Source organism: Actinophytocola sp. (assembly GCF_036555685.1).
Taxonomy (GTDB): domain Bacteria; phylum Actinomycetota; class Actinomycetes; order Mycobacteriales; family Pseudonocardiaceae; genus Actinophytocola.
In genome coordinates, this window is the sequence record NZ_DATBKY010000002.1 from 19,435 (window position 1) to 31,293 (window position 11,859).

11 protein-coding genes and 1 pseudogene are annotated in these 11,859 nt (G+C 73.4%); 10 read left to right on the top strand and 2 right to left on the bottom strand.

All coding sequences use genetic code 11. The features are described from left to right. Positions 1 to 21: 21 nt before the first annotated feature. Genes VH969_RS00135 through VH969_RS00145 form a run of 3 tightly spaced genes read left to right on the top strand, consistent with a single transcriptional unit; the run spans position 22 to position 1,879 of the window. A complete protein-coding gene (locus tag VH969_RS00135; protein ID WP_331968247.1) occupies positions 22 to 540 on the top strand; it encodes a UGSC family (seleno)protein in 519 nt (172 codons plus the stop codon). Next, the gene (locus tag VH969_RS00140; RefSeq protein ID WP_331968250.1) at positions 534 to 1,571 is read left to right on the top strand and encodes a hypothetical protein; all 1,038 of its coding nucleotides are present in this window, start codon (positions 534 to 536) and stop codon (positions 1,569 to 1,571) included. Before VH969_RS00135 ends, VH969_RS00140 begins: the two co-directional genes overlap by 7 nt. Positions 1,572 to 1,618: 47 nt before the next feature. Next, positions 1,619 to 1,879, top strand: a complete 261-nt coding sequence (locus tag VH969_RS00145) for a NifU family protein (RefSeq protein WP_331968253.1) — start codon at positions 1,619 to 1,621, stop codon at positions 1,877 to 1,879. On the opposite strand, the gene VH969_RS00150 is transcribed toward VH969_RS00145, so the two are convergent. Further along, complete coding sequence (locus tag VH969_RS00150) at positions 1,876 to 2,790, bottom strand: quinone oxidoreductase family protein (protein WP_331968256.1); 915 nt, start codon at positions 2,788 to 2,790, stop codon at positions 1,876 to 1,878. The genes VH969_RS00145 and VH969_RS00150 overlap by 4 nt on opposite strands. Continuing rightward, positions 2,787 to 4,232 carry an MmgE/PrpD family protein gene (locus VH969_RS00155; RefSeq protein ID WP_331968259.1) on the bottom strand — a complete coding sequence of 482 codons (1,446 nt, stop codon included), beginning with the start codon at positions 4,230 to 4,232 and terminating at the stop codon, positions 2,787 to 2,789. Before VH969_RS00155 ends, VH969_RS00150 begins: the two co-directional genes overlap by 4 nt. Positions 4,233 to 4,273: 41 nt before the next feature. On the opposite strand from VH969_RS00155, the gene VH969_RS00160 reads away from it, so the two are divergent. The 7 genes and pseudogenes from VH969_RS00160 to VH969_RS00190 form a co-directional block, all read left to right on the top strand. Then, complete coding sequence (locus VH969_RS00160) at positions 4,274 to 5,284, top strand: hypothetical protein (RefSeq protein ID WP_331968262.1); 1,011 nt, start codon at positions 4,274 to 4,276, stop codon at positions 5,282 to 5,284. Between the two features lie 56 nt (positions 5,285 to 5,340). After that, positions 5,341 to 7,248, top strand: a complete 1,908-nt coding sequence (locus tag VH969_RS00165; protein WP_331968265.1) for a CoA transferase — start codon at positions 5,341 to 5,343, stop codon at positions 7,246 to 7,248. A 56-nt stretch (positions 7,249 to 7,304) separates the two neighbouring features. Continuing rightward, a complete protein-coding gene (locus tag VH969_RS00170; protein WP_331968268.1) occupies positions 7,305 to 7,622 on the top strand; it encodes a UGSC family (seleno)protein in 318 nt (105 codons plus the stop codon). A 12-nt stretch (positions 7,623 to 7,634) separates the two neighbouring features. Next, a pseudogene (locus tag VH969_RS00175) lies at positions 7,635 to 9,038 on the top strand (UGSC family (seleno)protein); the annotation flags it as partial. Then, positions 9,035 to 9,862: an amidohydrolase family protein gene (locus VH969_RS00180; RefSeq protein ID WP_331968274.1), complete on the top strand. Its 828-nt coding sequence runs from the start codon at positions 9,035 to 9,037 to the stop codon at positions 9,860 to 9,862. The pseudogene VH969_RS00175 and the gene VH969_RS00180, both read left to right, overlap by 4 nt. Then, on the top strand, positions 9,862 to 10,902 hold the full coding sequence (locus tag VH969_RS00185; RefSeq protein WP_331968277.1) for an ABC transporter ATP-binding protein: 1,041 nt from the start codon (positions 9,862 to 9,864) through the stop codon (positions 10,900 to 10,902). The genes VH969_RS00180 and VH969_RS00185 overlap by 1 nt, the downstream gene beginning before the upstream one ends. Further along, positions 10,892 to 11,859, top strand: a 968-nt coding sequence (locus tag VH969_RS00190) for an ABC transporter ATP-binding protein (RefSeq protein WP_331968280.1), incomplete at its 3' end; no start/stop codon positions are given. The genes VH969_RS00185 and VH969_RS00190, both read left to right, overlap by 11 nt.

Here is an 11,859-nt window from a genome sequence, read left to right on the forward strand (position 1 = left end):
TACGATAGACAGGAGGCCGTCATGGTGGACATCCTGATGCCCTACGCCGAGCAGCCCGGCACGCACGACGGCAACACCGCCACCCGGCTGTCCACAGTGCACGGACGAACGATCGGCATCGTCAACAACAGCTGGCGCTGCATGCACGTGATCGCCGACGAGCTCGCGACGGTCCTCACCGAGCAGGGCGCCACGCGCATCGTCGAGCGGCGCATCTCCGCCGCCCAGACGCTGCCCGACGCCGACCTCGACGCCATGGCCGCCGACTGCGACGCCGTCGTCGTCGGCATCGGCAATTGAGGCTCCTGCACATCGTGGTGTATCCACGATTCCGTTGAGCTCGAGCGGCGCGGCGTGCCGACGGTGACGCTGTTCACCGAGGCGTTCGCCGGCCTCGCGGTCGCCGTCGCCACCGGAGCGGGCGCCGCCGAGCTGCCCCGGGTGGTCCTGCCCCACCCGCTCAACGACCGGCCCGAGCCGGACATCCGGGCGGCACTGCGCGAGCGGGCCGCCGCGATCGTCGAGGGACTCACATGCTGACGTCCACTGTGGAGGACCTGCCCGACGACGTCGAGGCCGTCAGCGCCTGGCTCCACGAGCGCGGGCACACCGACGGCCTGCCGGTCGTGCCGCCGACCCGCGAGCGCGTGCTGCGCATGCTCGAGGGCACCACCCGCGACCCGGCCACCGACCTCGGCGCGGTGCCGCCGACGAACGGCGCGGCCACGGTCGAGAAGCTCGCGATCAACGCGGTCATGGCCGGCTGCCGCCCGGAGTACCTGCCGGTCGTGCTAACCGCGTTCGACCTGTTGCTGCAGCCGGGTTTCCAGCTCGCCGGCATGCAGCCGACGACCAACCCGCTGACCCCGATGCTGATCGTCAACGGCCCCGTCCGGCACCGTGTCGGGCTCAACTGCTCGACCGGTGTGATGGGTCCCGGCTGGCAGGCCAACGCCACGATCGGGCGCGCCGTGCGGCTCGCGCTGATCAACCTCGGCGGCGCGCGGCCGGGCGAGGTCGACAAGTGCACGCAGGGCTTCGTCGGCAAGTACACGCTCTGCGTGGGCGAGAACGAGGAGGACAGCCCCTGGGCACCGCTATCCGCCGACCGCGGGTTCGAGCGCGGCCAGGACGTCCTGACCGTCGTCGGCGTCAACTCCGCGATCAACATCCACGACTCCAGCGGCGACTGGAACGACGTGGTGAAGACGTTCTGCGGCAGCCTGCCGAGCGTCGGCACGCCGAACGTCGTCGATCCACACGCGACACCGGTGCTCGCGCTCAACCCGCTGCACGCGAGGATCCTCACCGACGGCGGCTTCGACAAGGCCGCCCTGCGCGAGCACCTCGTCGCGAACACGACGCTGCCGGCCGACGCGCTGTCCGAGCGGCGCGCCCACCTGCGCCGCGAGGAGGGCGAGGAGGACTATCTCGTCGACGGCCGGATCCCGATCGTCAACGACGCGGATTCGCTCCAGCTCGTCGTCACCGGCGGGATGGGCGGCGGCCACTCGTGCTTCCTGCCGGCCGGGCACTACGGCCAAGCCCAGTCGGCCATCGTTGATATATGATATGCGTAGCGGTGGTGCCGGAGCCGCCGACGCGAGAGGAGTCCGTCATGCAGCAGGCCGTCGAGAAGGCGCTGGACAACGTGCGGCCGGCACTCGCCGCGGACGGTTTCGACCTGCGGCTCGGCTCGATCGAGGCGGACAACTCGGTACGCGTCGTGCTGGAGGCCAAGCCCGAGGCGTGCATGGAGTGCCTGGTGCCGGACGCGGTGCTGGTCGCCATCCTCGACAAGGCGATCCGCGACCAGGACCCGAGCGTCGGCCAGGTGACCGTCGACAAGGTGGGCTTTGACGCGGTCGCGGGACACTAGACCGCGAGTACCAGCTTGCCGGTCGCGCGGCGGGTGAGCAGCCGGTCGTGCGCGTCGTTCACCGCGGCCAGCGGCAGCACCGCGTCGATCACGACCCGCACCTGGCCGCCCGCGACGAGCTCCAGGCAGCCGACCAGCGCGTCGCGGACGTCGGAGGCGGACAGCGCGAGGCTCGCGTGCCCGGCCAGCGTCACGGACTTGCGGTACAGCGCCGCGTAGTCGAGCTCGCCGTGCCCGCCCGCGCTCACCCCGAACACCGTGATCCGGCCGCCGTCGGCCACCGCCCGCACCGCCGCGCCCGTGTAGGACCCGCCGAGCCCGTCGAGCACCACGGTCGGCTCGAGCTCGCACACGGCGTCGCGCAACCCGGCCGCGTCCGCCGCGATCACCTTGTCCGCGCCGAGGTCCGCCGCGTCGGCCGGCTCGGCGGTGTGCGCCCAGACCGTGGCCCCGGCCGAGCGGGCGAGCTGTACGGCCAGCGTGCCGACGCCGCCGCTCGCGCCGAGGACGAGCACCCGGTCCGCGGCCGATACGTGCCGCCCGACGAGCGCCCACGCCGTGACGCCGGCGAGCCCGATCCCCGCGGCCTGCAACGGGTCCACGCCGTCCGGCAGCCGCACGGCCGCCCGCGCCGGCACGGCGACCTGCTCGGCGTAGGTGCCGGCCCGGCGCAGGCCGAGCCCCGCCCCGTACACCACGACGTTCCCGGACGCGGTGTACCCGACCCCGTCGCACCCGGGCACGAACGGCAGCTCGACGCGGCCCGCGCCGCCGTCGCGCAGCCGCACGTCGATGGGGTTGACCCCGGCGTGGGTGAGGCGGACGAGCACATCGTCGGGACCGGGTTCGGGGTCGGGCACGTCGTCGATCCGAAGTGGACTCCGGAACTCGTGCAGCCGCGCCGCCTTCACGCCGGAACCGCCTTGGCCCGGGCCAGCAGCCCGGGCAGCCGGCCCGGCGCGTCGTCGGTCTCCAGCGACCGGACGGCGGCGATCAGCTCCTCGACCACCGCGCGGTCCGCGGGCGTCGTGCCCCACGCGGCACAGTCCCAGACCTTCGCCGCCACCGCGGGCCAGTCCATCGGATTTCCCGGATGCCCCAAGGGGAACTCCGACCGGCGGGTGCGCATCTCGCGGTCGCGCAGGTGGACGTCGACGGTGATCGGCATCGGGATGACCCGGCCGGCCGCGCGGTCGAAGCCCGGGTCGAGCACCGGCTCCACGCGCTGCGCCAGCGCGAGGACCTCCGGGTCGCGGATCGCCTCGTCGGTCAGCTCGGCGAGCGTCACCCGGCCCCGCACGGCGGCCAGCGCGACGATGAACGGCAGGCTGAACTGGGCGTCCATCGGCGACGTCGGCGCGCGGCGGCGCTCGAGCGGGTGCACGACCTCGTCCCAGCTCTCCCGGCTGTTGACGTGCACGACGATCCGCTCGATGTCGGCGGGCGCGACGCCATCGGTCGCGGCGAGCGTGGCGCCGACGGTGTTGTGGGTGATCCGGCAGACCGGATACGGCTTCGTGCTCGCGCCGAGCACCTCCCACCGCTCGCCCAGCTCCCCGACGACCACCGACCGGTCATAGGCACCGCCGTGCCAGTAGCTCAGCCAGCCGTACTCCCCCTCCAGCACCTCGTGCGGACCGGTGATGCCGAGCGCGGCGAGGTCCGCGGACTGCACCGCGGTCTGCGCGGTCACGCCCTGCTGCACGCGGATCGCGAGCGTCGCCTCCTTGATCGCCTGCTGGTTGCCGGCGAGCGCGGTGTAGGCGTTGCCGAGCGCGTCGAGTGTGCGGTCCGCGTCGAGCCCGCGGACCAGCGCGGCGGCGAGCGCGCCACCCAGTGCGCCGCACTGGTAGGTGAACGACCACCCGCGGGGCCGGTGCTTCGGGCCCGCGATGTGGTACTCCGGCGCGAGGCCCAGCCGGCACATGACCTCCTGCGCGGCGACGAGCGCGGTGACCACGCGTGCACCGTCCACATCGGAGTCCTGCTCGGCGAGGGCGAGCGCGATCGGCGCGGTGGCGACGGTCGGGTGCAGCAACGCCTTCTCGTGCACGTCGTCGAGCTCGAGCGCGCGGCTGATCGTGGCGTTGAGCAGGACCGCGTGCGGCACGGACGTCTTCTCCGCGCGGCCGATCACGCTGCTGACCGGCCGCCCGCCCCAGCCGTCGACCGCACGCAGCAGCTCCGGCACGCCCTCGGCCTGGGTGCCGGCGAGCGCGGCGGCGACCAGGTCGAGCAGCCTGCGCTTGACGCCGTCGACGACCGGTGCGGGGATGTCGGCGAGGGTCAGGCGGCCGGCCCAGCGGGCGAGGTCGACCATCGCGTCCTGTTCGAGTAACTCGGGTGGGGCCATGGCGGTGCCTTTCGCTCTGCTTCGCTATATCATATCTACACATGGATCTACCGCCACTTCCGCACACGCTCCGCTTCGAGGCGACCGAGGACGTCGAGACGGTCACCGCGCTGCTCACCTCCAGCGGCGTCGGTGATGGGCTGCCGGTCGTGCCGCCGACGCCGGTGCGCGTGGAGTCGATGCTCGGCGCGTGGGATCCGGACGAGCCACTCGGCACGCTCGCGCCGCTGCGCCGCGCGGTGACGGTGGCCGACGTCGCGGTGTGCGCGGTGCTCGCGGGGTGCCGGCCGAGCGCGCTGCCGGTACTGGTGGCCGCGGTCCGGGCGGTGCAGGCGGAACGGTTCAACCTGCTCGGGCTGACGACGACCACCGGCAGCGCGGCGATCGGCGTGGTGCTGCATCCGGGCGCGGCGTCGTTGTCCGGGGCGCACGCGGGTGCGAACTACCTTGGCCCGGGGGCGGGGTCGAACGGCCCCATCGGGCGCGCGCTGGCGATGGTCGTGCGGGTCGTGGGCGCGGCCGTGCCGGGTGCGATCGACGTGGCGATCGCGGGCCAGCCGGCGAAGTACGGCTTGTGCTTCGCCTCGATGGCGGGCTCACCGGGGTGGCCCGACCTGGGCACCGAGCGCGGCGGGGACCTGACCGTGCTGGGCGTCTCGGGAACGGTCGAGGTGGTCGACGCGGTGAGCCAGTCCCCGGAGGACCTGCTGGACACGCTCGCGGCGGCACTGCTGCTGCCGGTGGCGGCGGGCCCGGACGGGCGGACGCTGGGCTCGGGCGAGCCGGTGGTGGTGCTGCCGCCGGAGTGGGTCGAGCGGCTGCGGTCGGCCGGGTGGGACAAGGCGGCGGCGCGGGCGCGGCTGTGGGAGCGGGCGCGCGTGCCGGTGGCCCGGCTGGCGCCGGGCATCGCGGGCCGGGCGGTGGTGGACGAGCTGCCGGCGGCGCTGTCGCCGGCGGACATCGTGCTGCTGGTGGCCGGTGGGCCGGGCACCAAGGCGACGCTGCTGCCGACGTGGTCCTCGAGCCGCACGGTCACGGTGCCGCTCGGCTGACTCGCGAGTGCGCGCGGCTCCTCGACCTGTCGGCATCGATAATCTATCGTATATTCATGGCTGCTCCCCGGATCGCCGTCCACGCGGCGGGCTACGCCTGCCACTACGCCGCGGAGGTGCTGCGCCAGGCCGGCTTCCCGGTAGCGGAGACCGGCGGTCCCGCCGGCGAGGCGGCGCCCGCAGGCGAAGCGACCCCGCGCACGCACAGCGACCTGGCCGGTCTCGACGTCTGCATCACCGACGAGCCCGCCGCGTTCGCCGACCTGCTCGGCGGCGACGAACCCTGGCCACCCGCGCTCCGCCACCTCACCTTCGTCGAGCTCGGGCGGCCCGCCGCCCTCCCGGACGCGAACGCGCGCATCGCCGAGCTGTCCGGCATCGGGGCGGTGATCGGCGAGGCGGACGGGCCCGGGCTGGCCCCGCCCGGCCGCATGCTCGAGGCCCTCGCCGGGCTGCAGGCCGCCACCGCGGCGCTCGCCGGGTGGCTGGGCGCGCGGCGGGACAGGCTCGGCGAGCACGTGCTCGTCGACCCGGTCGCCTGCCTCGCCGGCATGTCCGGCGTGAACGCCATCCAGTTCCTCAACTACGGCAGGCCGTGGCGCCGCTCGGGCCCCAGCGCGTCCGGCTCCGGCGGGCCGTTCCCCTTCCGCTTCTTCCGCTGCCGCGACGGGTGGGTCGTCGTGATCTGCCGTGCCCGCGTCGAGTGGGACGCCTTCCTCGCGTTGCTGGGCGATCCGGAGTGGGCCGAGCGCCCGGAGTTCGCCGACCAGATCGTCATCGCCGCGCGGCATGCCGACGAGGTGGCCGCGCTCATCGACGAGATCCTCGGCGAGCGGTCCGTCGCGGAGGTCGTGGCCGCCGGGCGGGAGTACCGGGTGCCGATCGCTCCACTGCGGACGGTCGAGGAGGCCATGGCCGACCCGCTGCTGTTCGAGAACGGCAAGCCCGCGCCCGCCGTCACCACCCTGCGGCCGGTGCCGGCACGGTGCCCGTGGACCCGGCGGAACGCGGCCGGCGGGCCGCTCGCCGGCCTGCGCGTGCTCGACCTCGGCTGGGTCTGGGCCGCGCCGGTGGCGAGCGCGTGGCTCGCCGACCTCGGCGCCGACGTGGTCAAGGTGGAGAGCCTCGACCGGCTCGACGTCGGCCGCCGCCGCGGCGTCGACTTCCCCGTCGGGCTGCCCTCGGACCGCGCCACGCTGCCCGGCCACGAACGCGCCTGGCTGTTCAACGCGGCCAACCGCAACAAGCGCGGTGTCCGCCTCGAGCTCAAGGATCCGGCCGACCACGCCCGGTTCCTCGCGCTCGTCGAGGCGGCCGATGTCGTCGTCGAGAGCTTCGCCGCCGGCGTGCTCGAGCGGCTGGGCATCGCGCCCGAGACGCTGTTCGCCGCCAACCCCGGGCTGGTGCTGCTGTCCATGGGCGGGCGCACCGTCGACGGGCAGCACGTCGCCCGCAGCTACGCGCCGATCCTCACTGCCCTGGCCGGCCTCGAGGCCACCGTGACCGACCGGGAAGGCGCCCCGCTCGGCCTGCTCAACTGGGGTGTCGCCGACCCGAACGCCGGTGCCTGGGCCACCTTCGCCGTCGTCGCCGCGCTCGCCGCCGACCGGGGCGGCAGCCACCTGCTGCTCTCCCAGCTGCGCGCGCTGGTCAACACCTGCGTGAGCCGCTACCAGGGCACCGACCCCGCACAGGCCGAGCTCGCCGACCCCGAGGAGGTCACGCTCGCGCACCTCGCCGGCACCGCGGCCGGACCGCTCGGCGACCTCTACCGGTCGATCCTCGTCCGCGGGTGGTCGCCGGAGTTCGGCGAGCGGCTCGCGTTCACCAGCCCGTGGCGCTTCCGGCGGATGCCGGTCGGCGTGCGCGCGGCGGCGCCGCTGTTCGCCTCGACCGCGGTGGACGCCGTCCTCGACGAATGGCGGCCCGCGACAACCCTGGCGCCGGCGGACATCGCGAAGTAACATCGCGGTCGCTACGATATATTCTCGGCGGGACACCGACCCCGACGGAGGTCACGATGACAGCCCAGTACGAGGTCCTGTGGCCCCTGGGTCGGCGCGGCGGGCTGCCGCCGGGCGAGCTCGCGCCGCGGCCGGCCGACCTCACCGGCAAGCGGGTCGCGTTCGTGTGGGACCACGTGTTCTCCGGCGACCGCATGTTCGCGCGCTTCGAGGCGGTCGCGAGCAAGCGGTTCGCCGGCATGTCGTTCGTGCCGCACCCGGAGTTCGGCAACGTGCACGGCACGACCGCGGAGGAGCACGACGCGGTCGAGAAGCTGCCGGAGCGGTTGCGGGAACACGACATCGACGTGGCGGTCGTCGGTGTCGGGGCTTGAGGCTCCTGCACGCCCGCCGTGTTGCGGGCCTGCGTGGCGATCGAGCGGGCGGGCGTCCCGGCGGTCGCGATCGTCTCGACGGAGTTCGAGGTCATGGCCGGCATGATCGCCGGCGCGCTCGGCGTGGCGGACATCCCGCTCGCCGTGTACCCGGGCGTCATGCTCACCGACTCGCCGGAGACGTTCGAGTCCAAGGTGGACGAGCACGTGCTGCCCGCCCTGTTCGACGGCCTGCTCGTCCGGCCCGGCCACGGCGAGTCCGGCGCCGAGCAGGAGCCGGCACCCGACGAGATCGTGCTGCGCGGCACCTACGACGACATCCTCGACGGGTTCACCGACCGGCACTGGACCGACGGCCTGCCGATCGTGCCGCCGACGCCGGACCGGGTCGCGGAGTTCCTGCGGCACACCGACCGTGACCCGGGCGAGATTCTCGGCGTACTGCTACCGGCCAGCCGGGAGGCGACCGTCCACAGCGTCGCCGTCAACGGGGTGATGGCCGGGTGCCGGCCGGAGTACATGCCGATCCTGGTGGCCGCCGTCGAGGCGATCGCCGATCCGGACTTCCGGGTCGAGGACGCCGGCAGCACGCCCGGCTGGGAGCCGATGGTGATCGTCAGCGGCCCGCTCGCGGCGGAGCTGGACTTCAACTCCGGCACGGGCGCGCTGCGCGTCGGGCCGCGCGCGAACACCTCGGTAGGCCGGTTCGTGCGCCTGTACCTGCGCAACGTGGCGGGCCTGCGGCCGATCCCGGACGAGACCGACAAGGGCGCGATCGGCGGCACGTTCAACGTGGCGCTCGCCGAGCACGAGGCGGCGATCCGCGACGTCGGCTGGCAGCCCTACCGCGTCGACCGCGGCTTCGCCGACGCCGACACCGTGGTGACCGTGCGCAGCGTGTACGCGACGAGCGCGCCGATCTACTCGGGCGGCGACCGCGCGACCGACCACCTGGCCACGATCGCGCGGCTGGTGACCGATGTCGTCGGCCCGTGGTGTTACCACAACTTCATCTACGAAAAGCAGTTCCCGTTCGTCGTGCTTGGCCCCGCGATCGCCGCGATCATCGCGCGCGAGGGGCTCACCAAGGACGACGTGCGTCGCTACCTGTACGACAACGTGTGGCTGGACGGCGCGTGGGTGGCCCGCTACGGGCGCGGGGTGAGCGGCAAGAAGTTCGAGTGGCCCGACCTCGTCGCGCGCGGCAAGGCGCCCGCCGAGTACGCCGACGCCGAGGAGACCGGCCGGCCGGTGCGCGCGCTGATGCGTCCCGACTGGATCGACGTGGTGGTGGCCGGCAACCCGGGACGCAACCAGTCCCGCGCGTACCTCGGCAACCACGGGCAGGGCATGCCGGTCAGCCGCCGCGTGGAGCCGGCGGCGTGGTGGACCGAGAGAAGGAGCGAGCAACCGTGACAATCACCGACGCCCAGGCGCACATCTGGGCCCCGGAGACGCCGGACCGCCCCTGGCTGCCGGGCGGCCGGTCCTTCGCGCACGGCGACCAGTACACAGTGGACGAGCTGCTGGCCGAGATGGCCGGCGCGGGCGTGGACCAGGTGGTGCTCGTGCCGCCGTCGTTCGAAGGCGACCGCAACGACGTGTGCCTCGCCGCCGCGCGGCAGTACCCGGACAAGTTCCGCGTGATGGGCCGCATCACGATCACCGACCCGGAAAGCCGCGGCCTGCTCGCCACCTGGCGCGAGCAGCCCGGCATGCTCGGCATCCGGCTGTCGTTCAGCCGCGGCGCGGCCGACAACTGGCTCTCCGACGGGACGGCCGACTGGGTGTGGGCGCAGGCCGCGGCGGGCGGCGTGCCGATCATGGTGTTCGCCCCGGACAAGCTCGACCTGATCGACGAGATCGCCGCGGCGCACCCGGACGTGCGGCTCGTCATGGACCACCTGGGGATGCGCACCGACGTGCGCGACGAGCGCATGGACGCGGTCATCGACGACCTGGTCAAGCTCGCCCGGCACGACAACGTCGCGGTCAAGGCGTCGTGCCTGGCGAGCAACGTCTCCGAGCAGTACCCGTTCCCCTCGCTGCACGGCCGGATCCGCCGCGTGGTGGACGCGTTCGAACCGCGCCGGGTGTTCTGGGGCAGCGACATCACCCGGCTCGACTGCACCTACGACGAGTACCGCCGGCTGTTCGTCGACGAGCTGGGCTTCCTCTCCCCCGGCGACCTGGAGTGGATCATGGGTCGCGGCGTCCGCGAGTGGCTCGGCTGGCAGTGATGAGCTCGCCGACCCGGGCCGCCGCCGTGCGCCGCACCAACGACCCCGCCCCCGGGCCGCCGCTGCTGCGGGTGCGCGACCTGCGGGTCGAGTTCCGCACGTCCTACGGGCTGACCAACGCCGTGAACGGCCTTTCCTACTCGGTCGACCGGGGCGAGACGCTCGCGATCCTCGGCGAGTCGGGGTCGGGCAAGTCGGTCGCGGCGCGGGCCGTGCTCGGCATCATCGAGTCGCCGCCGGGATACGTGACCGGCGGCGAGGTGCTGTTCGACGACCGGGACCTGCTCACGCTGTCCCGCAAACAGCTGCGGCGCATCCGCGGCGAGCGGATCGCGATCATCTTCCAGGACGCGCTGACCGCGCTGAACCCCGTGTTCACGGTCGGCTTCCAGATCGCGGAGATGTTCCGCGTGCACCGGGGCATGTCGCAGTCGGACGCCACCGCGCGGGCGATCGAGCTGCTCGACCGGGTGCGGATCCCCAACGCGCGCAACCGGGTCCACGACTACCCGCACCAGTTCTCCGGCGGCATGCGGCAGCGGGTGATGATCGCCATGGCGATCGCGCTCGAGCCGGACCTGCTGATCGCGGACGAGCCGACGACCGCGCTGGACGTGACCGTGCAGGCCCAGATCATGGCACTGCTCGCCGAGCTGCGGCACGACCTCGGCATGGGCCTGGTGCTGATCACCCATGACCTCGGCGTGGTCGCGGAGGTGGCCGACCAGGCGGTCGTCATGTACGCGGGGCGCGGCATCGAGTACGCGGCCATCGAGGACCTCTACGACAGCCCGGCGCACCCGTACACCCGCGCGCTGATGCGGTCGATCCCGCGCGCGGACCAGAAGGGCGGCCGGCTGGAGGCGATCAGCGGGTCGCCGCCGAACCTGTCGGCCATCCCGGCCGGCTGCGAGTTCCACCCGCGCTGCCCGCTCGCGACCGACCTGTGCGCGCGGGAGCGGCCCGACGTCGTCGAGTTCGCACCCGGGCGGCTGTCGGCCTGTCATTTCGGCGCGGAGGTGCTGTCCGGTGAACGATGAGGTCTTGCGGGTCGAGAACGTCGTCAAGTGGTTCCCCGTCAAGGAGGGCACGGGCGTCCGGCGCACCACGAACCAGGTGAAGGCCGTCAACGGGGTCAGCTTCACGCTCCACTCCGGCGAGACGCTGGGCCTGGTCGGCGAGTCCGGGTGCGGCAAGTCCACCCTGGGCCGGACGCTGCTGCGGCTGGACGAGCCCACCTCGGGCCAGGTGTTCTACCGTGGCAAGGACGTGTTCACCATGGGCCGCCGCGAGCTGCGCGAGGTGCGCCGCAAGATCCAGATCATCTTCCAGGACCCGTACGCGTCGCTGAACCCGCGGATGACGGTCGGCGACCTGGTGACCGAGGCGTGGGCCATCCATCGCGGCGTCGTGCCGCGGGCCAAGCACAAGGTGAAGGCCGGCGAGCTGCTCGAGCGGGTCGGCCTGGACCCGGCGTTCATGGACCGCTACCCGCACCAGTTCTCCGGCGGTCAGCGGCAGCGCGTCGGCATCGCGCGCGTGCTCGCGCTCGACCCCGAGGTGCTGGTGTGCGACGAGCCGGTGTCCGCGCTGGACGTCTCCGTGCAGGCACAGGTGATCAACCTGCTGGCCGACATCCAGGGCGACTTCGGGCTGTCCTATGTGTTCATCGCGCACGACCTGTCCGTGGTGCGGCACATCTCCGACCGCGTGGCCGTCATGTACCTCGGCCGCATCGTGGAGCTCGGCGACGAGGAGGCCATCTACGAGCGGCCGGTGCACCCCTACACGCAGGCGCTGCTGTCCGCGGTGCCGATCCCCGATCCGACGAAGCGGGACAGCGTGCGGCGGATCCTGCTCGAGGGCGACCTGCCGAGCCCGTCGAACCTGCCGTCCGGGTGCGCGTTCCGGACCCGCTGCTGGAAGGCGGCCGACGAGTGCGCGGCCGAGGTGCCCGAGCTCACCGACCGTGGTTCGCTGGGGCACCCGTCGCGCTG